Origin of the sequence: Arthrobacter sp. UCD-GKA (assembly GCF_001863355.1) — a bacterium.
GTDB lineage: Bacteria > Actinomycetota > Actinomycetes > Actinomycetales > Micrococcaceae > Paeniglutamicibacter.
On sequence record NZ_MOLR01000001.1, the window covers coordinates 264,184 to 288,645 of the forward strand.

The following is a 24,462-nucleotide window of genomic DNA, read 5'->3' on the forward strand; positions in this document are numbered from 1 at the left end:
GAAAGAGACTGATCTTCCCTTTGGCCTCCCTGGGGAAATTTCCGGGGGCGGTCACCCGCAGTGGTTCGGCTCTTGCCGCGACCACGGTGCTGGCTCGTGGGACGCCAGCGGGCTATTGCCTGTTGGCGTCGATTTCGCGCACGTGGACGCGAACAAGGTCTTCGACCAAGCGGCCGGGCAGCGTCTTATCCAGCGTAAATTGGATCGCGTGTTCGGTGGTCTTGTAGCCCTTGAGCTGGTCCCTCAACGCTTCGATCGCCCACGAGGACGGGTAGAAGCTCATGTGCTTCTTGGACGCGGTGAAGTACACCAGTGCCCGGTTCTTGTATTTGAGCGTCGGCATCCCGTAGCTTATGGTTTCCTCGGTGTCCGGCACGAGCTGCGTGACGAGCGCACGGATCCGTTCGAGTTCGGCTCGGACCGCGGGGTCGAGCGCCTTGAGATACTCTTCGACGTTCTTCGCTTTTTCACCCATGACTCGAGTGTAGCGATCCGCGGCCCTGGCTACGCGTCGGTGACGACGCTCCCGGGCCCGCGGCGGCGGTACCCATCCTCCGCCACGAGGACTGGGGCGGGACCGGATTCCTCGGTCGCTGAAGTTGATCCTGCAGCAGTCCCTTGAAGAGGCCGGATTCCGGGACGCCATACCCTGGCACCTGGACGAGGAATGCCCGCCATGGTGTGTCCCACGGACGGCCCCCGAGGGGAACGGTTGCATGGCCTTGGTTCTTTGTTTGGCGCCCTGGACACGTGTGGCCGGTCCGCTCACTGCCTCGGTCGGCGGCCGGCGTGCGGGTGCTACTTGGTGCCGTGGGCCGACAGGCCGGCGATGACCGAGGGCAGGAAGCCGGGGTAGGCCCGCTCCATGTCGTCGATTCGCAGGAGGTTCATCCTGGAGGTGCCGACGTAGTACTGGTGCAGGACACCTGCCTGCCGCAGGGCAGCGAAATGGTGGGTTGCCGTGGATGCCTTGATGGGCAGTTCGATGGCTCCGCAGCTCAGTGCTTCCTGCGCGTTGGCCAGTTGCTTGAGGATGCTCAGGCGCACGGGGTCTGCGACGGCGGCGAGGATGCGGGGGAAATCGAAGTCGGCGATGTCGGGTTCGTCCGAGATCTTGGTGGTTCTTGCCATGGTTGTCCTCCTGTCAGCCTTCGATCCTACTAGTCGCCGCCGTCCGCCGGTTAGCTGACCTGGATGACGATCTTCCCGAACGCGCCGCGGGAGAGCTGGTCGTAGGCGGCGTGGGCTTCCTCGAAGGGGTAGACGGTGTCGATGACCGGGTGGATGGTGTGTGCGTCGAGGAACGTGGCCAGGTCGCGGAAGGCGCGCAGGTGCCCGACCGCGATCCCCTGGATCTGGGCCTGGTGCCAGATCACGTCCATCAGGTCCAGGGTGGCGCTCTGGCCCTGGAGGAAGCCGATGACCGCGACCAGGCCGTTGCCCTTGGTGGCACGGACCGAATCCCGCAGCCCGTCGCCGCCGACGACGTCGAGCACGACATCCACGCCCTGGCCGTCGGTCATTTCCAGGACGGCGGCAGCCCAGTCCGGGGTGGTGCGGTAGTTGATGGTGTCGGTCGCCCCCAGCTCGCGAGCCCTCAGGAGCTTCTCGTCGCTGCTTGAGGTCACGATCACCCGGGCTTCGAGGGCCGAGGCGAGTTGGATGGCGAAGATGGATACGCCGCCGGTGCCCTGGACCAGGACGGTGTCGCCGGCTTTCACCTTGCGGTACTCGCGCAGGACGAACCATGGAGTGAGCGCCGCGATGGGCAGGGTCGATGCTTCAAGGTCGGTCATGTCCCGGGGAGTGGGGACGACGTTGTCCTCGCCGAGGATCTGGTATTCGGCCAGCCCGCCGTTGATGGGCCCGCCGGTCTGGAAATCGGCGTATTCGTTCAACCACGGCCCGTCGTGCCAGGTGGAATAGAAGTGCGAGGTCACGCGGTCCCCGACCTTGTATTTCGTCACGCCTGCGCCGACGGCGGCCACGACTCCTGCGGAGTCGGCCACAGGGATAAGCCCCTTCGGCATTTTTTCCGGTGCGTAGATGCCATCCACCAGGGCCTTGTCCCGGTAGTTCAGCGAAACGGCCGAGACCTTGACCAGAAGTTCCCCGGCAGCCGGCTGGGGTGTCGGGATCTCGTGCAGGTTGAGGTTCTCGAGGCCGAAGTCGTCTAGCATCCAGGCGCGCATATGTGTCCTATCGTGTGGGCGGGGCACCGTGCCTCGCTTCGTCCATTCTTCGCCTTATTTCGATCTACGTCAAATATGATGAATATCGAACAATGCCCGTTCAGGCGCCGGCCCGGCACTCACCTACGCGGTCCGATGCCGCGGGAGCGCATCCTCCGTGCTCCGTGTTTTTAGCCGCCGCCTTGCCATTGAAATCGACGCATCGCCCCGAACGGGGTGTTCCGCCTGGGTGCCGACCAAGCGTCCTGAGGCCGGTATTCTGCCAGTCTTTCCGATCTCGTGGGCGCCGGGTTGTAGATCGGCGGCTATCGCCGCGGCGTACAAACGTGGTGAATCGTGGCCAGCTCGGCAATTCCATCCGGGAGCTCAGGGCAAGAAAAAACAACATGACCCAAGTTGAGCTTGCCGCCCGGGTCGGCGTGACCCGGCAAACCATCATTGCCATCGAACAAGGTAAATACTCGCCATCTCTGGAAACCGCTTTCCTCATCGCCCATGTCCTGGGAAAACCACTCACGCAGGTCTTTAGCTACGCGCCGGGATCGAAGGGCGGAAGCGAAACCTAACTCCCGGGCCGATTCCCGCTTCGCAACAATGAGATCAGCGGCAACGCCGCAAAAGCGGTCAGGCCCACCCAGATCCACATTGCCAACTGCAGGCCCAGCGCGTCGCCCGCCAATCCGCCCACGATGCCAAGGACGGGTACCGGCCCCATGGTGAACACCAGCCGGAATCCTTGCTGTCGTCCCATCATCTCGTCCGGGGTGAACTTGGCCAGCAAGCCGTAGGCCGTGGCGTTGTAGGAAACCATTAGCGCGTTGTAAAGAACCGAATGGCACACCACCATGGCAATGGCTGCACCCGGGACGGACGCGGCCAAGGGGAGAACGGCAACGGTAAGCGGCAGGCTGAGGATCGACAGTGCCAAGACCCCGTTCTCGCCCAGCCTCCTGACGAGCGAGGGAACGGCAAGGGAGCCGAGCAATCCGCCGACGGCGATGGTCGAGATGACCAACCCGATGACCTGGGGGCTGAAACCCAGGACCTTGACGAAATAGAGGGTCTCCAACGCCGAACCGAATGCCAGGCCCATGTTGGTGATCGCGGATGAGGAAACCAGGGCACGAATGGTTCGGTGCTTGAGGGTGAACCGGAGTCCTTCGGCGAAGGACTCCCTGAATCCGACCCGTGGGGCGGGATCTTCCGGGGACGCGACGGATCCGGATTTCTTCCTGAAGCCCCGCAGCAGGGTTGCTGCGGCCAGCAGGTTTGCGGCCCCTGCCACGATGAGGGTGAACGGCGCCGACATCACGGCGACAAGGACGCCGGCGATTCCCGGGGAGATGATTCCCACCGAGGTGTCCACGGTTTCCTTGCGGGCGTAGGCGCTGGAAACCAAATCGCGTCCCACGATGCCCGGGATCGCCGATCCGGCACCCATGCCCCACAACATGCCTGCCACTCCGACCAGGAACGACACGATCACCAGCTGCTGGTAGGTCAGCACGCCGGCGGACCAGGCCAGCGGCACCGAGAATATCGCCAACCCGGAGGCCAGCTGTGCCCACATCATGGTCTTCACCCGGTTGACGCGGTCGAGCATGATGCCCGCGGGGATGGCCAGAAACAGGAAGGCCACCGACTCGGAGGCGTTGAGGAATCCAATCTGGGTGGCGGTGGCGCCAAGGGCATAGATGGCGACCAGGTCGTTGGCTACGTTCAGGATGCCCGAGGCCACGGAGCCAAACGCGATGGACAGCAGCAAGGTCGGGAACCCGGGGCGGTGTCGCAGCAGTTGGACGGGTTCGGCTGCCAGGGGATCGGTGCCGCCCGCCTTGTCCACCGTTTCCTCGTCCACGAAACTCCCCGTTCTCCCGTCTCGGATCAAGCCATTGGGAAGAGTCTATGGGTGCTTCGGCATTTAGCGAGTGTCGACATCCTCGAAGACCAGGAACGTCTGGGTGTCCAGTATGCCGGGCATGGCCTGGAGCTGTTCAAAGATCACCCTGCGCAGATCCACATTGTCGCGGGCGCGCACCAGGAGGATCACGTCGAAGTTCCCGCCGACCAGGCCGATGTGGTGGACCTCGGGCATCGCGGCGAGGCGCTCGCGCAGCTCGCGCCAGGAGTGCTGGCGCAATTTCAGCGTGACGTAGGCGCTGGCCCGCAGGCCGGCGCGAAGCGGATCGATGACTGCGGTGTAGCGCGTGATGACCCCCTCGTCCTGGAGCCGGTTGATCCGGGAATAGGCATGCGCACGAGAGACATGGACCTTTTGCGCGACGGTGGTCACTGACTGGCGACCGTCCTTGGTGAGTTCCTCCAGGATCCGTCGATCCACCTCATCGAGCCGAACCGAGGGAGTCTCCATCAAATGCCTCTTTCCACTTTGTCCAAAAACCGTCATGTAGCGACGGTCACACTTTCAATCTGTCTCCAAGAGTAGTCATCCTATGCGCACTTTTCCAGAATATTCCAAGAAGCTGGATACATTTCATGCCAAATACCCATACTTAAGGCAAGAACTGACGCTTGGGTGGGCATGGCCCAATGCCCTTGTCCCGAAAAACCAGAAAGGCGTGAACCGTGACGACCACCGAACCACGCGATGCAATCGAGCAGGTGAGCAGCAAATTCGGGATCACCCCCGAGGACTACATGCTCCCTGCGCGCACCGAAATCCACATGCTCGACATCAACGGCAAGCTGCACCCCTCGGGGCAGCAAGGGGCCGAACCCGGCCACGAATACCCGCTGCCAAGCCCCAAGGCCTTGGTGGACGCCTACGAGCAACTGGTCATTGGCCGGCGCGTCAACGACCAGAATTCCGCCCTGGTGCGCCAGGGCCGCATGGCCGTCTATCCCTCCAGCCACGGGCAGGAGGCCTGCCAGGTGGCGGCTGCCCTGTGCCTGGGCGAGAACGACTGGATGTTCCCCACCTACCGCGACACCGTCGCGGTGATGGCCAAGGGTGTGGCGCCCATGGAAGTGATGGCCGGGTTCCGCGGGGACTGGCACAGCGGGTATGACCCGAAGCAGTACAAGGTCTCGATCCAATCCACGCCGCTGACCACCCAGCTTTTGCACGCGGTGGGCGTGGCCCACGCGGCCAAGCTGCGCGGCGAGGACACCGTGGTGCTGGCGATGTGCGGCGACGGCGCCACGTCCGAGGGCGACTTCCACGAGGCACTGAACTTCGCCGCGGTCTTCAACCTTCCGGTGATCTTCTTCGTGCAGAACAACCAGTACGCGATCTCCGTGCCGCTGTCCCAGCAGTCGGTTGCACCCTCCCTGGCCCACAAGGCCGTCGGCTACGGCATGGCCGGCGAGCGCGTGGACGGCAACGACCTGGTGGCCCTGCTGGCCGTGCTGGGCCGTGCGGTCCGCCTGGCCCGAGAGGGCAACGGCCCGCTGCTGGTCGAGGCGCACACCTACCGCATGCAGGCGCACACCAATGCCGACGACGCCACCCGATACCGCGAGGATTCCGAGGTGCAGGGCTGGATCGACAAGGACCCGGTCACCCGCATGCGCACCTACCTGGCCGATGCCGGGCTGCTGCCCCAGGACACCGAGGCACGGATCACCGCCCATGCGGAGGCCGTCGCCACGGCCCTGCGCGACGGCATGAACTCGGAAAACGTTCCCGACCCGGCCGACCTGTTCGCCCACGTCTATTCGACACCCACCACCCAGATGGCCGAGCAGGCTGCGATGCTCGCCGACGAACTCGCCCGCGAGGAGGACGCAAAATGAGCCCCACGGCAACCACATCTTCGGCGGCCAACGGCAACGTTTCAGCCGCCACCGCCGCAGCCGCGGCACGCACCGCCGACGCCGGGACCCAGCCGGTCACCTTCGCCAAGGCGCTGAACAGCGCCCTGGCCGACGCCATGGCACTGGAGGATTCGGTCCTGGTCTTCGGCGAGGACGTCGGGGTCCTGGGCGGGGTCTTCCGCATCACCGACGGCCTGACCAAGCGCTTCGGCACCGGGCGCTGCTTCGACACCCCGCTGGCCGAGTCCGGCATCGTGGGCATGGCCATCGGCATGGCGATGAACGGCATGCGCCCGGTCATCGAGATGCAGTTCGACGCCTTCGCCTACCCGGCCTTCGAGCAGATCGCCTCGCACGTGGCCAAGATGCACAACCGCACCAAGGGCAGGATGCCCCTGCCGATGGTCATCCGCATCCCGTATGCCGGCGGCATTGGGGGAGTGGAGCACCACTGCGACTCCTCCGAGTCCTACTACGCCCACACCCCGGGCCTGAAGGTCTTCACCCCGGCCACGGTGCGCGACGCGTACCTGATGCTGCGCGAGGCCATCGACTCCCCGGACCCGGTCATTTTCATGGAACCCAAGAAGCTGTACTGGACCAAGGAGCAGGTGGACCTGGAGGCGCTGCGGCTCTCGCACGAGACGGATGCGGTGCCACCGACCGAGGGGCGCGCCGCGGTGGCCCGCTCGGGCACCGACGCGACGCTGATCGCCTACGGTCCCTCGGTGTCCACCGCGATGGCCGCGGCCGAGGCAGCAGCCCTGGAGGGCCGCAGCCTCGAGGTCATCGACGTGCGCACCATCGTCCCGCTCGACGACGCAACGATCTGCGAGTCCGTCCGCAAGACCGGGCGCGCGGTGGTTATCGCCGAGGCGCCGGGCTTCGCCTCGGTCTCCAGCGAGATCGTCGCCCGGATCCAGGAGCGGTGCTTCCACTCGCTGGCTGCTCCGGTGCTGCGCGTGACGGGATTCGACACCCCGTACCCGGCCCCGAAACTCGAGAAGTACTACCTGCCATCCGTTGACCGCATCCTGGATGCCGTGGATGCATTGCAATGGGAAGAAGGGGCATGAGCGTGAAGACCTTTTTGTTGCCGGACCTTGGCGAGGGATTGACCGAGGCCGAGCTGGTGAAATGGCTGGTTGCCGTGGGCGACACCATCGTCATCGACCAACCCGTCGCGGAAGTCGAAACCGCCAAGTCGATGGTGGAGGTGCCCAGCCCCTACGCCGGAACCGTCCATGAGCTCCACGGCACCGTCGGCGAAATGGTGCTGGTGGATTCCCCGCTGTTTTCGGTGTTGGAGGAAGGCGCGGTCGCCCCGGCGGCGCCCGCCGTGGAACCCAAGTCCGGCATCCCGGAACGCGAGGTCGCCCAGAGCTACCGCGAGGAGGAACGAGCCGGAACCAAGGCCCCGGCGAGCGAAGGTTCGGGCAACGTGCTTATCGGCTACGGAACCCCGGAGGGGCTCTCGGCCAAGGCACGCAAGCGCCGCCCGCGCACCGATGCCGGCACCGCACCGGCCACCGCCATCGGGGTGCCCGCCGCCGTGCCGCGCCGCGCCCCTCTGGTGATCTCGCCACTGGTGCGCAAACTGGCCCGGGACCACGGCATCGACATCGCCACGCTCAACGGCAGTGGTGCCGGCGGGCTGGTCCTGCGCTCGGACATCGAGGCGGCTGCCGCCGCAACCACGGCAGCGCCGGTGGCGCAGGCCGCGGCACCGACCGCCGAACCGGCGCGCGAGGCTGCCTCGGCATCCGGGGCCGAGGGCGGAATCGATGCGCGCTCGGGCCTGGGAATTTCCACCAGGACCCCGATCAACGGCGTGCGCAAGACCATCGCCCAGGCCATGAGCCGGTCGCGCAGCGAGATCCCCGAGGCCACGGTTTGGGTGGACGTGGACGCCACCAACCTGGTGCGGATGCGTTCGGCCATGAAGGGAACCGACCCGGACAACACCCCGGGGCTGCTGGCCTTCATTGCGCGCTTCGTGGTTGCCGGGCTGCAGAAGTACCCGGCGCTCAACTCCCGCATCGAGCACAACGCGCAGGGTGAAGCCGAGATTGTGGGCTTCGAGGGCATCAACCTGGGCATTGCCGCGCAGACAGAACGGGGCTTGATGGTCCCGTCCATCCGCAACGCCCAGCTGCTCAGCGCCCGCGGGCTGAATGCCGAACTGGCACGGTTGACCGAGGTCACCCGTTCCGGCAAGGCCACGGTCGCCGAGCTCACCAGCGGCACCTTCACCCTGAACAACTACGGGGTCTTTGGCGTCGACGGTTCCGCGGCGATCATCAACTACCCGGAAGTTGCGATCCTGGGCGTCGGGCGGATCATCGACAAGCCCTGGGTCGTGGACGGCGAGCTCGCGGTCCGCAAGGTCACCGAGTTGACGCTGGCCTTCGACCATCGGGTTTGCGACGGCGCCACGGCCGCCGGCTTCCTGCGCTTCGTGGCCGACGCAATGGAAAACCCGGCCTCGGTCCTGGCGGACCTGTAGCGGTTTCCCGTATCGCGGCCTAGCAGGTGCCCGCGGCGAGAGGTTCCTCATGGAACCGCGCCGCGGGCACCTGCGCATCCGCCGCCGGGGCGCAGGGATGCTGCCGCTGGCACGTGATTCGCCTCGCCATCGCCAACCGCCTTGGCCGAGGCCCGGATCAGCTTCCCACCACCCCCTATTGAAAGCGGCGGCGACCAACTATCCTGATGCCATGGAAAAGCTACCTGCTGAATACGAGCATTACCTTGTAGGCAAGGACGAACTCCACATCGAAACGGTCATGCCGATCTTCCGGGAGTCCATGGCCGAAGGCAAGTACGGGGTTCACATCCGCGGACTCGGCGGCCATTCCGAACAGGCCTTCGTTGACGAGACCGTCCCCTTCGGGAAGATCAAGATCACCGTTCCCTAGCACCTGCCGTTCCACGGTGGTGCCACCCGATTCCCCGGCATGCCCCTGCGGCCTCCGGGGAATCGGTTTTGCCCGGACCGATTTTCATGCAGAATGTGGATATCGCCAAAACACCGGCACCGCCCGGCACCGAGGAAACGGGGAACCGCCATGAAGCAGCCCTTGGTACCCAGCGTGGAACAGCTTGCCCCGCATTGCTGGCGACTGCTCAACCACGGATTTTCCATGAACACCGGCCTGATCGTGGGCCAGGACCGCGCCGCTGTCATCGACACCGGCTCCGGGCCGCGGGAAGCGGAGGGCCTGTATGCGGCCATCCGCAAGATCACCGACCTCCCCTTGCTTGTGGTCAACACCCATGCCCACGGCGACCACGTCTTTGGCAACGGCTACTTTGCCGCGCAGGGCGTTGAGAACTTCCACGCCACGGCAGCGGCAATCGAGCACCTGCGCCGCAACGGGGAGTTCGAGCGCCAGCTGGTGCGCTTCCTGGAACCCGAAATGGCCCTGCGCCAGGGAGACCACTCGGGCATCGTCGTGCCGGGCAACATCGTCGCGGAAACCGGGGGCACGCTGGAGCTTGGCGATGTCACCGCGCAGCTCTTTGGCCTGGGCCCCGGGCACACCAGCGGAGACCTTCTGGTGCGCTGCGGCAAGGTGTTGTTCACCGGCGACCTGGTCGAGGAGGGCGGACCACCGAACTTCGAGGATTCGAACCCCTATCTGTGGGCGGAGTTGCTGGGCCGGCTCGTGCGCGAATGCGACGACGATGTGGTGGTGGTGCCCGGGCACGGAAACCCGGTGGACCTGGAATTCGTGCGCCGGCAGCACCGCGAAATGCTGGCCGCAATCCTGGAAGGGGAAACCATCGTGCGCTCCTGGCCGACCGGAAGCTTCGACCCCACCGCCCACCAATTGGAAGTGCTGCCCTACGGCCCCGAACAATCCACGATCTTCCTGCAAAGGCTGAGTAAAACCATGCCATAGCCCGTTCAGTAGGATGAACACATGAGTGCACAAACTTTCAGCCTGCGTAGGATCGCGGTGAAAGTGTATTCACCTTCCCTGCTGTACGGACTGGGGCTGGGTGCGGTCACGCCCATTATTGCCCTGTCCGCCCTGGACCGCGGGGCCAACCTGGCCACGGCCGCACTGGTCGTCACGCTGGTCGGCGTGGGCTCCCTGGTTTCCAATGTCCCCGCCGCGGTGCTGACCACGAAGGTGGGTGAACGGCTGGCCATGGTCTTCGCTGCAGGGTGGGCGGCCCTGGGCATGGTGCTGGGCATCGTCCCCTCGAACCTCGGCCTCTTTGCCGTGGGCGTGACGATGCTGGGCATGGCCGGGGCCGTGTTCAACCTGGCCCGGCAGACCTATCTGGCCGAGGCCGTCCCGCTGGAATTCAGGGCCAGGGCCATGTCAACCCTGGGCGGGGTGATGCGCATCGGGGTGTTCATCGGACCCTTCGCCGCCACCCTGGCCATGAAGTGGCTCGGCATCGCCGGGGCCTACTGGGTGGGCATGGTGGCAATGGCCATTGCCACGGTCGTGTGCCTGTGGATTCCGGACCTGGAGACCCGGGCGCCGGTTGAAGCGGGCCAAAGCCGCGCCGGGGGATCGATGCTCTCCATTGCCAAGGACCAGTGGCGGATCCTGCTGGGGATCGGGCTGGGCATCGTTTGCATCTCCGCGGTGCGCTCAACCCGCCAGGTCGTGCTTCCCCTGTGGGGCGAAAGCATCGGGTTGGACGCGGCCACGATCTCGCTGGTCTACGGGTTCTCCGGGGCCATCGACATGCTGATCTTCTACCCCGCGGGCAAGGTCATGGACAAGCGCGGACGGGCCTGGGTCGCGGTGCCCTGCATGGCGGTGATGTCGTTGGCGCTGTTCCTGCTGCCGCTGACCCACTCCATGCCCACGATGCTGGCCGTGGCCATGGTGCTGGGATTCGGCAACGGCATCGGCTCGGGAATCGTGATGACGCTGGGAGCCGACTACTCGCCGGTGGCCGGACGGCCCAAGTTCCTGGGGCTGTGGCGGTTGATGTCCGACACCGGCGCCATGGCCGGACCGGTGCTGCTCTCGGTCCTGGTGGCCGTGGCGACGCTGGGCGCCGGGGTGATGGCGATCGGCGGGATCTCGCTGCTGGGCGCGGGGATCTTCGGTTATTTCATTCCCCGGACCAACCGGCGGCGGATGGGTGCCCCGTAACGGGCAAAAAGCTCATGAATGAACCAGCCCGTGACCATGGCGGTGCCCAGGACCAATGCCAGGCCCACGGCCAGGAAGACGAACAGGGCGCCGTTCCCCACGGTACCGATCGCCGGGTGGTCCATGGCCAGCGCGAGTCCCAGTGCCGCTGCCGCAGCCACGGCGCCCACCACCGCTGAGGCGCGCAAGAGCCGCTCGGGAACCGACCTGGAGCCGGCGGCCGCGGTGCGGGGTCCGGGACCGCTCCCGTGGGCATGGCGCAGGAACAGCCCGGCCAGCACGCTCCACCAGGCAACCACCAGGTAGGCGGCAAGCACGTCGCTGGGGCGGTGCCAGCCCAGCACCAGCGTCGAGGCCCCGGCCACCGCTGCGTAGGCCCAGCCCAGCAGGGCCACCGGCGGACGGTGCGCCACGGGGGCGACGATGAAGATCGCGGCCATGGCCGCGGCGGCGAACGTCGTGTGCCCCGAGGGGAACGAGTTCATCGAGGCGCCCGAAATGTTCAAATCCGGCCGCACCAGCAACACATGCTTGAGCAATTGGGTGGATCCGGCGGCACCCAGCAGCAGGGCCCCGGCCACCGCGGGGCGCAGGAAATCGCGCCTGCGAACCAGTGCGAAGACGATGAATCCGCCGGCCAGCAGCGCCGAGGCCGCCGGCATGTGGTCCAGGAAGGCCAGCGCGGGGCCCCGGGTCTTGTCCGCAGCCAGGAACGCCTCGCCGCCCAGCAACGCCGCCTCGTCGATCCATTGGCCGAGCTTGGCCATCACGAAGAAGCTGTAGCAGGCCCAAAAGAGGGCAGCCAGCAGCACCAACGCGCCGTACCAGGGGAGCAGGGCGCTGCCCGTTGATTGGCTGGGCGGGGGCTTGGAGGAAAAACTCATTGCCAACAGGGTTTCACACAATCCTTGCCGGTGGCCCGGAACGTGGGCTTTCTCCCATGGATCCGCCAAGCCCGCGCACGAGGAGAGGGCAACGCCGCAGCGGGTTACGGACCTCGACGATCCATTGACAAATTAATTTGTCAGTGAGATTGTTGGAAACATGTTGGACCTCGAAGTGATCGAAGACCCGCGGGCCGCGGCGGCAACGCTGGACCCGATGCGCCAGCGGCTGCTGGCCGAGCTGGCCGAACCCGCCTCGGCGAGCATGTTGGCGGCCAGGCTGGAGATCCCGCGCCAGAAAATCACCTACCACTTGAACCAGATGGCCGAACTCGGGCTGCTGGCCCAGGTGGAATTGCGCCACAAGGGCATCATGACCGAACGGCTCATGCAGGCAACCGCGGCGTCCTACGTGATCTCGCCGCAAAGTCTTGCGTCGCTCACCCCGGCGCCCGCGGTCCTGCGGAACGAATTCTCCGCAACCTGGCTGCTTGCCCTGGCCGCACGAACGATCCGCGAGGTCGGCGCCCTTCTCATCGGCGCACGCAAGGTGCGAAAGGGCTTCGGTACCTTCGCCATCGATGCGGACATCGTCTTCGCATCCGCCCGCGAACGGGCGGAATTCAGCGCCGAGCTCGGCCTCGCCGTCGCCCGGCTCGCCACCAAGTACCACGACAACACCAACGCACCCGCTGCCCGGGCCCACCGCCTGGTCGTGGCCCTGCACCCCACCTTGAAGGAAGGTACGCCATGAGCAAGGAATTCGAGATCGTCGAAGAACTGGCGATCGACAGCACACCGGAACGGATCTGGGAAGCTGTCACCAACGGCACCGCAGCCTGGATGTTCCCCACGGACCAATGGCCCTCCGTGCGCACGGTGGACGAGTACCCCACGCACCTGGTTACCCGGATGGACGGACCCGACGGCTGGTTCAACCAGCTCGAGCACGTGCTGACCCCGGGGGAGAACGGCACCGCGCTGCGCTACGTCCACTCGGGAATCTTCGTCGACGACTGGGACAACCAATACGACGGGGCCTCCAAGCACACCGCCTTCTACCTGCATACCCTGGGCGAGTACCTGCGCCACTTCGATGGGCTCCCGGTGGCCTTCAGCGCCATCCAGGGACCCGAGGCCTCGAAGGCCCCGGACGCACTGGAAACCTGGCTTTCGGCCCTGGGCCTGGACGACGCCGCGGCCGGCGCCGAACTGGAACTCCAACTGCCCGGGCGCGGAACCACCCGGGTCACCGTGGACTTCCGCAACGAGAACTTCGTGGGTCTGCGCACTTCCGACGCACTGGTGCGGATCTTCGGCCGCAACGCCTTCGGCGGCCCCGTTGGGCTGACGGTGCACGACTTCGCCACAGGCGCCGATGCGCAGGCCAACACCGCGGCCTGGCAGGAAGCGCTCGACGCCGCCTACCAGGGCTGAGCATCAACGGAAGATAGGCTGAAGCCCATGACCCAGTTGCCCGACCTTGACGAGCTCATCAACGCCTCACATGTGGTTTCCCTGCACATGACAGTGCAGTTCCGTGGCGTGCGGCACCGCGAGGCGATGCTCTTTGAAGGCCCGGCGGGCTGGGGCGAGTTCTCACCCTTCCTGGAATACGGTCCGGCCGAGGCCTCGGCCTGGCTGCGCTCGGGGATCGAAGCTGCGTGGGAAGGCTACCCGGATCCGGTTCGCCAATCCGTTCCGGTCAACGCCACCCTGCCGGCCGTGGGCCCCGAAAGGGTCGCTGCCGTCCTGGCTTCCTACGACGCGGCGCACACGATCAAGGTCAAGGTCGCCGAAACCGGCCAGGACCTTGCCCAGGACGTGGCCCGCGTGGCCGAGGTCCGCCGGTTGTTTCCCGAGGCCGCCATCCGCATCGACGCCAACATGGGCTGGACCCATGACGAAGCCCTGGCCGGACTGGAAGCGCTGGCCGGATTCGGGCTGCAATACGCCGAACAGCCCGTGGCGGGAATCGACGGCCTGGCGCGGGTGCGCGAGGAAGTCGCACGCCGCGGACTCGGGGTGCTGATCGCCGCCGACGAATCGGTGCGCAAGGAATCGGACCCGCTCGCGGTGGCCCGTGCCGGGGCTGCCGACCTGATCGTGATCAAGGCCCAGCCGCTGGGCGGGGTCCGTCGGGCGCTCCAAGTGGTTCGCGATGCCGGGTTGCCCGCGGTGGTTTCCTCCGCCCTGGACACCTCCATCGGCCTGCGCCAGGGCGCCGCTCTGGCCGCCGCGCTGCCGGAGCTGCCCTACGCCTGCGGGCTGGCCACCGGTTCGCTTTTTTCCTCCGACATCACCACCGACAGGTTCCTGGCCGTGGGCGGGGAACTGCAATTGCGGGACATCGCCGCCGATCCCGACCTGCTGCGCAAACACGAGGTCAACGCCGAACGCCGCAGCTGGTGGCAGCAGCGACTGGCCGACTGCCACCGGGAATTACTTGCGCCCAACCGGTAGCCGGTGCAGGGTACCTCCCCGCCGCAAATGCCGGATCTCCGCCGGCTTCGTGACCCGTGCCACGATTCGGCTCCCGCACCTCGAAACGGACACCCACCGCTTGCCTGCCGTTAACCTTGCGGCGGCCGGGCGCTCACCGGTGGCTGGAACGCTGGGAATCGAAGTCATCCACTCGATAGCGTTGCACGGAGAAAACCATGAGCCTTACACGTACCTTCCTTCCCATGCTCGGCCACACCCGCGGCAACCGCGACGCGGCCACCTGCCACTTCAAGTGCGGCAACGCCTGCGCCAAGGACGTGTGCAACACCAGCTCCAACAGCTACTTCCGCGACATCGCCGACGCAGCCCTGAGCCGCCGCTCCATCCTGGGCATCGGTGCCGTGGCTTCGGCCGCACTGGTCATCGGCGTCGACACCTTGGGGGCACCGGGAGCCCAGGCGGACATCATCGTGGCCCCGCAGGGCGGCGGGAAGCTGTCCTTCCAGGCCATCGCCCCGGTGCCGCGCACGGTCGATGCCATGACGGTACCGGAGGGCTACGACTGGGCCCCGATCATCCGCTGGGGCGACCCGCTGTTCAACCACGCACCGAAGTTCGACATCACCAAGCAGAGCGCCAAGCGCCAGGCCGGCCAGTTCGGCTACAACAACGACTACCTGAACATCATCGTGGACAAGTACTCCGGACGCTCCGGCGTGCTGGTGGCCAACCACGAATACACCAACGAAGACCTGATGTTCGACCCCGCCTGGTTCGAGGCGAACAAGGCCGAGGCCGCGAAGATCGCCATGGCCGCCCACGGGTTCTCCGTGGTCGAGGTCAAGCGCGTGAAGGCCGGAACGCCCTGGAGCTACGTCCGCGGGGGCGAGCGCAACCGCCGCATCACCGCCACCACGGCCTTTGCCATCGACGGCCCGGCCGCCGGGTCCGAGCTGCTCAAGACCGTTGCGGACCCCACGGGCAGCAAGGCGCTGGGCACCCTGAACAACTGCGCCGGCGGCACCACCCCGTGGGGCACCGTGCTCTCGGGGGAGGAGAACTTCAACCAGTACTTCCGCGGCACCGGCTCGGCGACCGACGCCCGCTACGGCATCTCCGACAAGGCCACCGAGCGCGGCTGGGAGGACGTGGACCCGCGCTTCTCCGCCCACAACCCGGGCTACGAGAACGAGATCAACCGCTTCGGCTGGATCGTGGAGATCGACCCGCAGAACCCGGACTCGACCCCGGTGAAGCACACGGCGCTGGGCCGCTTCAAGCACGAGGGAGCCAACGTCCTCATTGCCAACGACGGGCGCGTCGTGGCCTACTCGGGCGACGACGAGCGTTTCGACTACGTCTACAAGTTCGTCTCCAAGGCCAAGTACCGCCGCGGGGACCGCAAGCACAACATGAGCCTGCTCTCGGAAGGCGACCTCTACGTCGCCAAGTTCTCCGGCAACTCCCCGGCCTCCCAGATCGACGGGTCGGCCGCCGTTCCCGCCGACGGTTCCTTCGACGGCACCGGCACCTGGATCCCCCTGGTCAAGGACGGCGCCTCCCAGGTCCCGGGCATGAGCCTGGAAGAGGTGCTCGTTTACACCCGCCTGGCCGGCGACAAGGTCGGGGCCACCAAGATGGACCGCCCCGAGGACGTCGAGCCGAGCCCGGTCACCGGCAAGCTCTACATCGCCCTGACCAACAACACCCAGCGTGACACCACCGGCAAGGCAACCGTGGACGAGGCCAACCCGCGCACCCGGAACCGCGACGGCCACGTCATTGAGCTGACCGAGGCCAACAACAACGCGACGGGCACCGCATTCGCCTGGAACATCCTGTTGGTCGCCGGGGACCCGTCCAAGGACGCGAGCACCTACTTCTCCGGCTACCCCAAGGAGAAGGTCTCCCCGATCTCCTGCCCGGACAACCTGGCCTTCGACTCCAAGGGCAACCTGTGGATCTCCACCGACGGGCAGCCGGGCACCATCGGGTACTGCGACGCCCTGCACAAGGTCACCCTGACCGGAGCGGACCGCGGCCGCGTCGAACAGTTCCTGGCTGTCCCGGCCGGCGCCGAGACCTGCGGCCCGCTGATCCACGACCGCGACGGCTCGGTGTTCGTGGCCGTGCAGCACCCCGGTGAGGGCGGCACCTTTGCCGACCCGATCTCGTTCTTCCCGGACTACGTGCTGAACCCCTCCAAGGCCAAGCGAGGCGAGGTCTACGGCCCCCGCCCCTCGGTGGTCCAGGTCTTCACCTCGGCCAAGGGCCACGGTCCCAAGAAGTAGCCGCGCTTCGCCGCATGCGTGCGGCGTCGATGCACCACCAAGCGCCCTTGGCGGCAACGAAAAGTTTCGTTGCCGCCAAGGGCGCTTTTGCCTGCCCGGAAGGTTTTCGGTTTCCCCATGTCAGGAACGCCCCACCGGCGGAAATAGATAGGATGTTGGAACTAGTTTCCTATATGTGTGGAATTTCGCCCAAACCATGCAAGCCCATGCGTCGATGTGACGCATGAAGCTTACAGAGTACGCGCGGCGCCGCAACCTTGGATACCGTGCTGCCTGGAACCGCTTCAACCTCGGCAAGATCCCCGGCGCCTACAAGGACGAAGCCGGACAAATTTACGTCCCGGACCCTGTGGCCGAAAACCTGAAATCCGCGGCCATCTACGCCCGGGTGTCCACCCACAAGCACAAGGACGACCTGGCCCGTCAATCCGATCGAATGGTCGCCTTCACCAATGCCTCCAGGCCTGGGGTCACCGCGGTCGCCACCGAGGTGACCTCCGGCGTCAACGACAGCCGACCCAAACGCACCAAGCTGCCGCAGGACGACTCCTGGGGCACCCCGGTGGTCGAACACCAGGACCGCCTCGCCCGGGCGGGCTTCGGCTGGTTCGAGGTGCTCCCGGAAATGCAGGGCCGGCGCATCCTGGTGGCCAACGCCGCCCAAGAGCAGACCGCGGACCTCATGGAGGACTTCCGATCCATCATCTATTCGGGCGAGCCCAAAGTGTCGGGGCCCACACCTAGAGTGAATGCATGCACACGGAAGAGATCACGCAACGACATCACGTCGCGCAACAGCTCCGGCGGCAGCCACCCGATGGCACCCCGCACCCCACCGCCCGAACCCAAGCCGCGAATGGCTGCACCGAGCTGCTCTGCACCCTTGTGGTGCAGGGCGTGACCCACTCGATGGCCACCCGGGTCCTGCCATGATCACCGCCCACCGCCACCGGCTGGCGGCCAACACCGGCAAGGAACAAGCCCTCGCAGCCCTGTTCCCGGCGTTTCGCGACACCCTGGCGAACCTCTCATCGATGACGCTGCGGGAATTGCAGGAAGGGGCACCCCTGGCCAAATGGCGGATCCTCACCGACCTACCCTTCGGCACCCGGCTGTCGGCCCGGCAGGTCAAGTCCGCCCAAAACCAGATGCACGCCGCCCACGCCGCCTGGCTCGCCTTGCTCGAGGCCGCCATCCGCCAAAATCTCACGGCCTCCACCCTTCAGGGGCACCGGCTGGCCACCTTGTACCGGATCAACTCGCGCCGCGCATGGTGGGCCACCGACCTCACCCTGCCCTGGCAGGAAACCAGCAGCGGGGAACTGGTCCACGTCTCCCACGCCTACGCGGAAAAGCACCCCGAAGCATGTGTGTGGGTGCCTGTGGCCCCGGATGACCTAAAACTGGCTCGCCACCTGGCCAAGCATGTTTCCCTGCGGCAGGCCAGGCACCCGGACCTCTCCCGGGTGCGCACCCTGATCTTGGACGGGATCATCGCCAAGCCTGAACGCGCCACCACCGCCAACGAATACGCATGGTGGGTGACGGTCGCCACCCTCACCCGCGGCAAACCCGAGCGCATCCCGCTGGAAACCAACACCTACTTCGAAAAGCTGCTCGCCGCACCCGGAGCCGAGCTGGCCGGGGCCATCCAACTCCACCTGGACACCGACAACCACGGACAACCCTCCGGCGCCTCGGTTTCTCTGCTGCTCAACACGCCCGACGGGCACAAGCGCACCACCGGAACCGTGCTGGGCCTGGACTTCGGGATGGCCAATGCCCTCTTCGCCACCAGCGACGGACGACTCCTGGGCCAAGCCATGCTCCACACCCTGAGAAAGTGGGACGAACGGCTGAACATCATCGCCGCCGCCACCCAATCCCGTGGACTCAGGCTCCGCGACAACTCCGAATACCGGCGGTTGAACCAGCGCATCCGTGACTACGTCACCAACGAAGTCGGACGGCTGCTGAACATCCTTGCCCGTGACGGCGGGGATGAACGGGTGATGGAGCTCGTGGTGGAGAAGCTGGACTTTCGCGGTGGCGGAATGTCCCGGCGCATGAACCGGCTGATCACCCGCACCGGACGCGCCTGCGTCAAGACCCGGCTGGCTGCACTCACCGCCAAGCACGGGATCGCCGTCACCGAAATCGGTTCGGCCTACACGAGCCAGGAATGCTCCGGATGCTGGTACACCTCACAAACCAACCGCAAGGCCAAGCACTTCGGGTGCCGGTTTTGCGGCCTCAAACTCCACGCCGACATCAACGCCGCACGCGTGATCCGGGGACGACGTTCGTTCCCGCTGCAGGATCACGGCAGCAAGCCGGGGCGGAACACCACCCTCCGAAAGCTCGATCAACGGCACCGGCAACGCTGGGGCCTCAGACCGGCTTCAGGAGCGGACCCGGGCCTTGCAGGGGACCCGGGCGGCCACGCGGTTCAACCCGCCTGATTGGTAAGAGCCGGAATTCCATAGACTTCCATGCAATTACGAACTGTAAGACTTACCAACGAGATCGAGGGAGGCCCATGCAACCGGATGCAAGGTTGCTGGAGGGTGAAAGCAGACCCCAAGCGCACCCGAAGAGCGGTTCAGCGACTTCTACCGGCAGCATTATTGGCTGGTGCTTGCCTATGCCCAACGCCGGATCAACAACCACGAGACAGCCCGGGACCTGGCCAGCGAGACCTTCCGGGTGGCATGGTCCAAGTTCGAGCAGGCCGAGCACCTGGGCCTGGCCTACCTGTACCAAACCTGCAAGAACCTCATCGGCAACGAGTACCGGCGCCAGCTACGTGTCGCCGCCCTCGAGGTCAAGCTGCAGCACTGTCCCGAACGCCATGCCGGGGACGAACACTCCCTCCAGCTGCGCGAGGCCATGCTGGGCATGCGGGATGCCGAACGCGAGATCCTGTACCTGACCTATTGGGAAGAGCTCAGCGCCCAACAACTGGCCAACGTCCTGGGCTGTTCCCAGGAAGCGGCCTGGGCACGGGTCAGCCGCGCACGCAAGTCCCTCAAGAACATCCTACGAAGCGGGGTTCACCATGCCTAAGCAACTTTTCGAGGACGACAGCACGCTCGACGCAGGGATCCGGAATGCCAACCCGTTCCCCGTCGAACAGGTCCAGGAGCTGGATCAGCGCGCCCTGGACGACCTGGCCTCCATCCTTGCCGCGCCACCCGCCACGATGGCTTCAACCGACTCTGCTGTGGAGCCCGCCGCAGGGGAGCCTGGGGAGCCGGCGCCCAGCAACGTCGTGGCGCTGGACGCCACCCGCAGGACCACGCGCCGGTGGATACTGGGAGCCCTGGCCGCCGTCGCCGCCGGCGTGCTCGTGGCAGTGCCGCTGGGATCCGCTTTGGATGGCACCACCAAGGCCACCGCATCACCCATGCCCGTGGAAAAGATGACTCCAAGCGTCGTGGGAACCAAGGAAGCCCTGGTGAACCTGATCCAGGCAGCGGAATCCCATCCGGACCCGGCCGACTTTGATCCGGGCCGGATCGACGTCGGGCACTGGGAGGGAGGGGCCTTCGGCGACGGTGGGGACTTCGATGATCGCTTGTCGATCCCGACGTTCAACGAACATCGAGTGAACCCGGATGGCAGCAGCTCCATCCGACAAACCGTCGGAGAGCCCTTTTCGCTGACCGGCGAGTCCGTCAAGTACAACCGCAAGAACCTGATGGACAAGCCGGGAACGGTGAACAATTTTGAATTCGCTCCAGGCGAGCGTAGGAACATGTGGGATATCGAACCGGGACGTACCGCCGAAGAGTTCTACACGAACATCCACAACAAGTTGGGCCCACACGACGCCATGGTTGGCGATGGTCCCCAGGGATTCTTGCAAATCATGGGCTTTACCATGATGGACCGAAAACTCGATCAGGTGGAATCCGCATCGCTGTTGGGAGCGCTGGCCAAGCTCGAAGGGCTGGAAGTCATCGGAACCACCACCGATCGATGGGACCGGGAAGCCGTCGCCTTTGGTGTGGAAACACCCAATGAAGGAGGGACCTACCGGACCATGCTCATGTTCAATCCGCAGACCGGGCGGCTGACGAACTACATGGAAGAGTTCGTGGCCGACGACGACCCGGAAGCCCGGGGCGACTTTGACGCCAGCATGGTCACCCGCTACATCGCCATCTCCGAATAGGCGGAAAACGGTTCTGGTCGGGGACGGAATTAGGATGGTACCCATGCCCTCCGATTCCGTTCCCGAACTTTCCTCCATGGAAGTTGCCCGCCTGTTGCTTGCCGCGCTGCAGACCCACGGGGTCCGCGACGTGGTGATCTGCCCCGGATCACGCAGCGCCCCGCTGGCCTACGCCCTGGCCGAGGCGGAAGCCGCAGGAGCCATCCGGCTGCATGTGCGCATCGACGAACGCGTTGCCGGGTTCACCGCGCTGGGGCTGGCCCTGGCCGGCGGCGGGCCGGTTCCGGTGCTGACCACCTCGGGCACCGCGGTGGGGGAGTTGCTGCCGGCAGTCATGGAGGCCAACCATGTCGGAGCCAAGCTGGTGGTCCTCTCGGCCGACCGTCCCGCCGAGCTCCACGGGACCGGCGCCAACCAGACCACCAACCAGATCGACTTGTTCGGTGTGCATGTGCGCGGAAGCGTCACCATTCCCGCCGGTACACGCCCCGATGCCCTGGTGGCCGAGGCCCTGGCCCTCGCGCGGGGCACCGCTGCGGTGGCGCCGGGCCCGGTGCAGATCAATGTGTCCTTCCGGGACCCGCTGGTTCCGGCACCCGGGGACAGATTGCCGGAATTCGGCGCCAACGTCACTTATCCGCCCGTCGCGCTCGCCTCCGACAACGAGCCGGGATGGCGGAACCACAAAGCGGTGACCGAACGCCGAACCGTGGTGGTCGCCGGCCACGGTGCCGGCCCCGAGGCCGAGGGCTTCGCCCGGGCGCTGGGCCTGCCGCTGTTTGCCGAGCCGAGTTCCAATGCGCGATTCGGACCCAACGCCATTGGCCCGTACCGGACGCTGCTGAGCAGTCACATGGCACGGATCGAACGCGTGGTCCTGTTCGGCCGTCCCACCCTGACCCGGCCCGTGGGCATGCTGCTGGCCAACCCGGACATCGTTTCGGCGCTGTGGGCCCCGGCCCCAGCCCCGTGGTTTGAACCGGGACGCCGGCGCGAGCAGGCCATCGGAGATCCCGCCTCACTGGCGGAGTTCGCCGGGGTCGGTCCCGCCGGCTGGCTGGGACAGTGGCAGGAGTTGGGGCGGCAAGCCGAAGAGGCCATCGAGCAAGTCCTTGCGGCGGACGGCGTCCTGGACGGACCGGCGGTCGCACGCGAAACCTGGGCACTGTCCCGCGGGAACCTGGTCCTGGGATCCTCCAACGTCATCCGCGACGCCGACCTCTGCGGCCGCCCTGCACCCCATCCCTCCGCAACGGTCTACGCGAACCGGGGACTGGCCGGGATCGACGGAACGCTGGCCACCGCCACGGGCATCGCCCMGGCGCGCGGCGGGCGCAAGACCACGCTGCTGGTCGGGGACGTGACATTCCTGCATGACGTGGGAGCGCTGCTGATCGGCGAGGGTGAAGCCGCACCGGAGATGGATGTCGTGGTCCTCAACGATTCGGGCGGGGCCATTTTTTCCACCCTGGAACACGGTGCGGTGGCCGAATCCGGGCGCTACGCCAACGCCGTTGAGCGTCTCTTTGCCACACCGCACCGGGTCAAAATCCAGCCGCTGGCCCAGGCCTACGGCTGGGAATACCTGGCCGTGGACACCGTGGACGAGTTGCGGGACGTGCTGCAGCGCCCCGGGACCCGTCGCATCATCGAGGTGGCCGTGACGAGGTCCGGTCTGCGTGCCCTGCATGCGGGCATCGCGGCACGGACCGGAGAACTGGCCTGGCCACCAATCCGCTAGACCGGAGCCGCCGGAAACGTACGGGCCCCCTTGCTGGGGCAAGCTTGGCCCATCGTCTAACCGGGCGGGTCCCGTTCGCGAAAGCTCGGCTGAAGGGGCAACTACGGCCGCAGGAGCGCCGCTTGCGGTGCGGTTAAGGACCGAGGGGCGGTTTGGCATCCGGGTGGATACCAAACCGCCCCTCGGGGTTTCCGGTGTGCGGGACCTACTCTGCGATCTCCACGTGGGTGGGATCGAGCACGCGCTTGAGGAAGTCCTGGGTGCGCGGCTGCTGCGGGTTGCCGATGACCTCCTTGGCGGGCCCCTGCTCGACGACGACGCCCCCGTCCATGAAGATCACCCGGTCTGCGACCTCCTTGGCGAAGGACATCTCGTGGGTCACCACCAGCATGGTCATGCCCCCCTTGGCCAGCGAGCGCATGATCGCCAGCACCTCGCCAACGGTCTCCGGGTCCAACGCCGAGGTCGGCTCGTCAAAGAGCATCAAGGTCGGATCCATCGACAGCGCACGGGCGATGGCCACCCGCTGCTGCTGGCCGCCGGAGAGCTGGTCGGGGTAGCGGTCGCCGAAGTCCCCGAGCCCCACGCGGGTCAGGTTCTTCCGGGCCGTTTCCTGGGCCTGGGCGGCAGGGCGCTTGAGCACCTTGGTCTGCGCGATCGTGCAGTTCTGCAGCACCGTCAGGTGCGGGAACAGGTTGAACTGCTGGAATACCATGCCAACTTTCTGGCGCATCTTGTCCAGGTTCACGTCGAGGTCGGTGGCGTCGAATCCGCCGACGTGGATGACGCCGGCATTCGGCTTCTCCAAGAGGTTGACGCAGCGCAGCAAGGTCGATTTCCCCGAACCCGAGGGTCCGATGAGGCATACGACTTCTCCGGGCTTGACCTCCAGGTCAATGCCCTTGAGGACTTCGTTGTCGCCGTAGGACTTGTGCAGGCCGCGGATATCCACGCCTGATGCCTTGAAAGTGGTTGGGGTGTTGTTGTCAGACATGAGGTACTTCCCTAACGCTTCGTCCGTGCAGAACGGGATTCAAACTTTCGAGCGATCAGGCTCAAAGGAATGGTGATGACGAGGTAGAACGCACCGGCCACAATCAAGGGGGTGATGCCGGCGCCCAGGGAGGTGATCCCGTCTCGGCCGATCTTCGTCATTTCGTACTGTGCCATGCTCGCCCCCAAGATGAAGGCCAGGGACGAGTCCTTGGTCAGCAAGATGATTTCGTTGGTCATCGGCGGCAGGACGATCTTGAAGGCCTGGGGGATCACGATGGTGACCATGGCGCGCCACGCGGGCATGCCCAGCGACCTGGCGGCTTCAATCTGCCCCTTGGGGACGGCTTGCAGGCCCGCGCGCAGGGTTTCGGCGATGTAGGCGGCTGAAACCAGGCCAAGGGAAACCATGACCACTACCGGTTGCGGCCAGCTCGTGCCGGGGAAGGCGGTGGGCACACCGTAGCCAAAGGCGATCAAGACCAGGATTGCGGGAACCCCGCGGAAGAACTCGATGAATCCGGTCGCGAACCAGCGGTACGGAGCGAAGCTGGCCATCTTCATGAGCGCCAGGAGCAGACCCAGGGCCAATCCGAAGGCAAAGGAGATGACCGTGTAGTACAGGGTGTTCTTCAGGCCGACCGTGATCAGCTCGGGGAAGATGGGGCCCAGCTTGTCGAACGCGAAGAAGTTGTCGCCGAGGATCTTCCAGTCGACCTGGAGCACCACCGCCACGATGACGCCGACGAAGATGACGATCTGAATGATTTTGCTTAATCGGGCGCGTTGACGAGTGGTCATGGCCATGGGATTGAAGCCTTCCGTGAAAGATGGCG

General features: G+C 65.9%; 23 protein-coding genes and 1 pseudogene. 16 read left to right on the forward strand and 8 right to left on the reverse strand.

Features of this window, described 5'->3' with window-relative positions:
• Window positions 1–112 precede the first annotated feature (112 nt).
• The 3 genes from BLJ79_RS23220 to BLJ79_RS01235 all read right to left on the reverse strand — a co-directional run bounded on the left by BLJ79_RS23220 (window position 113) and on the right by BLJ79_RS01235 (window position 2,180).
• Window positions 113–475, reverse strand: a complete 363-nt coding sequence (locus BLJ79_RS23220) for an iron chaperone (RefSeq protein WP_071212839.1) — start codon at window positions 473–475, stop codon at window positions 113–115.
• A 323-nt stretch (window positions 476–798) separates the two neighbouring features.
• The gene (locus BLJ79_RS01230; RefSeq protein ID WP_071212840.1) at window positions 799–1,131 is read right to left on the reverse strand and encodes an ArsR/SmtB family transcription factor; all 333 of its coding nucleotides are present in this window, start codon (window positions 1,129–1,131) and stop codon (window positions 799–801) included.
• Between the two features lie 50 nt (window positions 1,132–1,181).
• Window positions 1,182–2,180, reverse strand: coding sequence for a zinc-dependent alcohol dehydrogenase family protein (locus BLJ79_RS01235; RefSeq protein WP_286135227.1), 999 nt, complete (start codon window positions 2,178–2,180; stop codon window positions 1,182–1,184).
• Between the two features lie 104 nt (window positions 2,181–2,284).
• On the opposite strand from BLJ79_RS01235, the gene BLJ79_RS23885 reads away from it, so the two are divergent.
• Window positions 2,285–2,758 carry a helix-turn-helix transcriptional regulator gene (locus BLJ79_RS23885; RefSeq protein ID WP_139194686.1) on the forward strand — a complete coding sequence of 158 codons (474 nt, stop codon included), beginning with the start codon at window positions 2,285–2,287 and terminating at the stop codon, window positions 2,756–2,758.
• Here the strand turns inward: BLJ79_RS23885 and BLJ79_RS01245 are convergent.
• Window positions 2,755–4,050, reverse strand: a complete 1,296-nt coding sequence (locus tag BLJ79_RS01245) for an MFS transporter (protein ID WP_071212843.1) — start codon at window positions 4,048–4,050, stop codon at window positions 2,755–2,757. The genes BLJ79_RS23885 and BLJ79_RS01245 overlap by 4 nt on opposite strands.
• 63 nt (window positions 4,051–4,113) lie before the next feature.
• Window positions 4,114–4,563, reverse strand: a complete 450-nt coding sequence (locus BLJ79_RS01250) for an Lrp/AsnC family transcriptional regulator (RefSeq protein WP_071212844.1) — start codon at window positions 4,561–4,563, stop codon at window positions 4,114–4,116.
• Window positions 4,564–4,778: 215 nt separating this feature from the next.
• On the opposite strand from BLJ79_RS01250, the gene BLJ79_RS01255 reads away from it, so the two are divergent.
• The 6 genes from BLJ79_RS01255 (at window position 4,779) to BLJ79_RS01280 (ending at window position 11,095) form a co-directional block, all read left to right on the forward strand.
• Window positions 4,779–5,948, forward strand: coding sequence for a thiamine pyrophosphate-dependent enzyme (locus BLJ79_RS01255; RefSeq protein WP_071212845.1), 1,170 nt, complete (start codon window positions 4,779–4,781; stop codon window positions 5,946–5,948).
• The gene (locus BLJ79_RS01260) at window positions 5,945–7,045 is read left to right on the forward strand and encodes an alpha-ketoacid dehydrogenase subunit beta (protein WP_071212846.1); all 1,101 of its coding nucleotides are present in this window, start codon (window positions 5,945–5,947) and stop codon (window positions 7,043–7,045) included. The genes BLJ79_RS01255 and BLJ79_RS01260 overlap by 4 nt, the downstream gene beginning before the upstream one ends.
• Window positions 7,042–8,475 (forward strand): dihydrolipoamide acetyltransferase family protein, encoded by a 1,434-nt coding sequence (locus tag BLJ79_RS01265; protein WP_071212847.1) that lies wholly within the window; start codon window positions 7,042–7,044, stop codon window positions 8,473–8,475. The genes BLJ79_RS01260 and BLJ79_RS01265 overlap by 4 nt, the downstream gene beginning before the upstream one ends.
• Before the next feature lie 211 nt (window positions 8,476–8,686).
• On the forward strand, window positions 8,687–8,887 hold the full coding sequence (locus BLJ79_RS01270; protein ID WP_071212848.1) for a hypothetical protein: 201 nt from the start codon (window positions 8,687–8,689) through the stop codon (window positions 8,885–8,887).
• 150 nt (window positions 8,888–9,037) lie between these two features.
• A complete protein-coding gene (locus BLJ79_RS01275; RefSeq protein ID WP_071212849.1) occupies window positions 9,038–9,874 on the forward strand; it encodes an MBL fold metallo-hydrolase in 837 nt (278 codons plus the stop codon).
• A gap of 21 nt (window positions 9,875–9,895) precedes the next feature.
• Entirely contained in the window at window positions 9,896–11,095 is a 1,200-nt protein-coding gene (locus BLJ79_RS01280) for an MFS transporter (RefSeq protein WP_071212850.1), read from the forward strand.
• On the opposite strand, the gene BLJ79_RS01285 is transcribed toward BLJ79_RS01280, so the two are convergent.
• The gene (locus tag BLJ79_RS01285; RefSeq protein ID WP_071212851.1) at window positions 11,050–11,979 is read right to left on the reverse strand and encodes a phosphatase PAP2 family protein; all 930 of its coding nucleotides are present in this window, start codon (window positions 11,977–11,979) and stop codon (window positions 11,050–11,052) included. The genes BLJ79_RS01280 and BLJ79_RS01285 overlap by 46 nt on opposite strands.
• A gap of 160 nt (window positions 11,980–12,139) precedes the next feature.
• Here BLJ79_RS01285 and BLJ79_RS01290 point away from each other — a divergent pair, with 160 nt between their 5' ends.
• The 9 genes and pseudogenes from BLJ79_RS01290 to menD all read left to right on the forward strand — a co-directional run bounded on the left by BLJ79_RS01290 (window position 12,140) and on the right by menD (window position 22,633).
• Complete coding sequence (locus BLJ79_RS01290) at window positions 12,140–12,733, forward strand: winged helix-turn-helix domain-containing protein (RefSeq protein WP_071212852.1); 594 nt, start codon at window positions 12,140–12,142, stop codon at window positions 12,731–12,733.
• On the forward strand, window positions 12,730–13,416 hold the full coding sequence (locus BLJ79_RS01295; protein ID WP_071212853.1) for an SRPBCC family protein: 687 nt from the start codon (window positions 12,730–12,732) through the stop codon (window positions 13,414–13,416). Before BLJ79_RS01290 ends, BLJ79_RS01295 begins: the two co-directional genes overlap by 4 nt.
• Window positions 13,417–13,443: 27 nt before the next feature.
• A complete protein-coding gene (locus BLJ79_RS01300; RefSeq protein WP_071212854.1) occupies window positions 13,444–14,442 on the forward strand; it encodes an o-succinylbenzoate synthase in 999 nt (332 codons plus the stop codon).
• A gap of 197 nt (window positions 14,443–14,639) precedes the next feature.
• The gene (locus BLJ79_RS01305; protein WP_071212855.1) at window positions 14,640–16,715 is read left to right on the forward strand and encodes a PhoX family protein; all 2,076 of its coding nucleotides are present in this window, start codon (window positions 14,640–14,642) and stop codon (window positions 16,713–16,715) included.
• 223 nt (window positions 16,716–16,938) lie between these two features.
• The gene (locus BLJ79_RS01310; protein ID WP_071212856.1) at window positions 16,939–17,616 is read left to right on the forward strand and encodes a recombinase family protein; all 678 of its coding nucleotides are present in this window, start codon (window positions 16,939–16,941) and stop codon (window positions 17,614–17,616) included.
• Between the two features lie 28 nt (window positions 17,617–17,644).
• Window positions 17,645–19,177, forward strand: coding sequence for a zinc ribbon domain-containing protein (locus BLJ79_RS01315; protein ID WP_071212857.1), 1,533 nt, complete (start codon window positions 17,645–17,647; stop codon window positions 19,175–19,177).
• A 151-nt stretch (window positions 19,178–19,328) separates the two neighbouring features.
• A pseudogene (locus BLJ79_RS01320) lies at window positions 19,329–19,781 on the forward strand (RNA polymerase sigma factor); the annotation flags it as partial.
• Window positions 19,774–20,892 (forward strand): hypothetical protein, encoded by a 1,119-nt coding sequence (locus BLJ79_RS01325; RefSeq protein ID WP_071212859.1) that lies wholly within the window; start codon window positions 19,774–19,776, stop codon window positions 20,890–20,892. The pseudogene BLJ79_RS01320 and the gene BLJ79_RS01325, both read left to right, overlap by 8 nt.
• Window positions 20,893–20,935: 43 nt before the next feature.
• Window positions 20,936–22,633 carry a 2-succinyl-5-enolpyruvyl-6-hydroxy-3-cyclohexene-1-carboxylic-acid synthase gene (gene menD / locus BLJ79_RS01330; RefSeq protein WP_071212860.1) on the forward strand — a complete coding sequence of 566 codons (1,698 nt, stop codon included), beginning with the start codon at window positions 20,936–20,938 and terminating at the stop codon, window positions 22,631–22,633.
• A gap of 205 nt (window positions 22,634–22,838) precedes the next feature.
• Here menD and BLJ79_RS01335 read toward each other — a convergent pair whose 3' ends face one another.
• A complete protein-coding gene (locus BLJ79_RS01335; protein WP_071212861.1) occupies window positions 22,839–23,627 on the reverse strand; it encodes an amino acid ABC transporter ATP-binding protein in 789 nt (262 codons plus the stop codon).
• 11 nt (window positions 23,628–23,638) lie between these two features.
• Window positions 23,639–24,433 (reverse strand): amino acid ABC transporter permease, encoded by a 795-nt coding sequence (locus tag BLJ79_RS01340; protein ID WP_071212862.1) that lies wholly within the window; start codon window positions 24,431–24,433, stop codon window positions 23,639–23,641.
• Window positions 24,434–24,462 lie beyond the last annotated feature (29 nt).

Bases quoted from the DNA above. Each gene is read 5' to 3' on its own strand.
- BLJ79_RS01265 (WP_071212847.1), top strand. From the start codon at position 7,042: ATGAGCGTGAAGACCTTTTTGTTGCCGGACCTTGGCGAGGGATTGACC.
- BLJ79_RS01325 (WP_071212859.1), top strand. From the start codon at position 19,774: ATGCCTAAGCAACTTTTCGAGGACGACAGCACGCTCGACGCAGGGATC.
- BLJ79_RS01315 (WP_071212857.1), top strand. From the start codon at position 17,645: ATGATCACCGCCCACCGCCACCGGCTGGCGGCCAACACCGGCAAGGAA.
- BLJ79_RS01275 (WP_071212849.1), top strand. From the start codon at position 9,038: ATGAAGCAGCCCTTGGTACCCAGCGTGGAACAGCTTGCCCCGCATTGC.
- BLJ79_RS01250 (WP_071212844.1), bottom strand. From the start codon at position 4,563: ATGGAGACTCCCTCGGTTCGGCTCGATGAGGTGGATCGACGGATCCTG.
- BLJ79_RS01300 (WP_071212854.1), top strand. From the start codon at position 13,444: ATGACCCAGTTGCCCGACCTTGACGAGCTCATCAACGCCTCACATGTG.
- BLJ79_RS01270 (WP_071212848.1), top strand. From the start codon at position 8,687: ATGGAAAAGCTACCTGCTGAATACGAGCATTACCTTGTAGGCAAGGAC.
- BLJ79_RS01340 (WP_071212862.1), bottom strand. From the start codon at position 24,433: ATGGCCATGACCACTCGTCAACGCGCCCGATTAAGCAAAATCATTCAG.
- BLJ79_RS01290 (WP_071212852.1), top strand. From the start codon at position 12,140: ATGTTGGACCTCGAAGTGATCGAAGACCCGCGGGCCGCGGCGGCAACG.
- BLJ79_RS01295 (WP_071212853.1), top strand. From the start codon at position 12,730: ATGAGCAAGGAATTCGAGATCGTCGAAGAACTGGCGATCGACAGCACA.
- BLJ79_RS23885 (WP_139194686.1), top strand. From the start codon at position 2,285: ATGCCCGTTCAGGCGCCGGCCCGGCACTCACCTACGCGGTCCGATGCC.
- BLJ79_RS23220 (WP_071212839.1), bottom strand. From the start codon at position 475: ATGGGTGAAAAAGCGAAGAACGTCGAAGAGTATCTCAAGGCGCTCGAC.
- BLJ79_RS01305 (WP_071212855.1), top strand. From the start codon at position 14,640: ATGAGCCTTACACGTACCTTCCTTCCCATGCTCGGCCACACCCGCGGC.
- BLJ79_RS01230 (WP_071212840.1), bottom strand. From the start codon at position 1,131: ATGGCAAGAACCACCAAGATCTCGGACGAACCCGACATCGCCGACTTC.
- BLJ79_RS01260 (WP_071212846.1), top strand. From the start codon at position 5,945: ATGAGCCCCACGGCAACCACATCTTCGGCGGCCAACGGCAACGTTTCA.
- BLJ79_RS01335 (WP_071212861.1), bottom strand. From the start codon at position 23,627: ATGTCTGACAACAACACCCCAACCACTTTCAAGGCATCAGGCGTGGAT.
- BLJ79_RS01280 (WP_071212850.1), top strand. From the start codon at position 9,896: ATGAGTGCACAAACTTTCAGCCTGCGTAGGATCGCGGTGAAAGTGTAT.
- BLJ79_RS01285 (WP_071212851.1), bottom strand. From the start codon at position 11,979: ATGAGTTTTTCCTCCAAGCCCCCGCCCAGCCAATCAACGGGCAGCGCC.
- BLJ79_RS01235 (WP_286135227.1), bottom strand. From the start codon at position 2,180: ATGCTAGACGACTTCGGCCTCGAGAACCTCAACCTGCACGAGATCCCG.
- BLJ79_RS01310 (WP_071212856.1), top strand. From the start codon at position 16,939: ATGAAGCTTACAGAGTACGCGCGGCGCCGCAACCTTGGATACCGTGCT.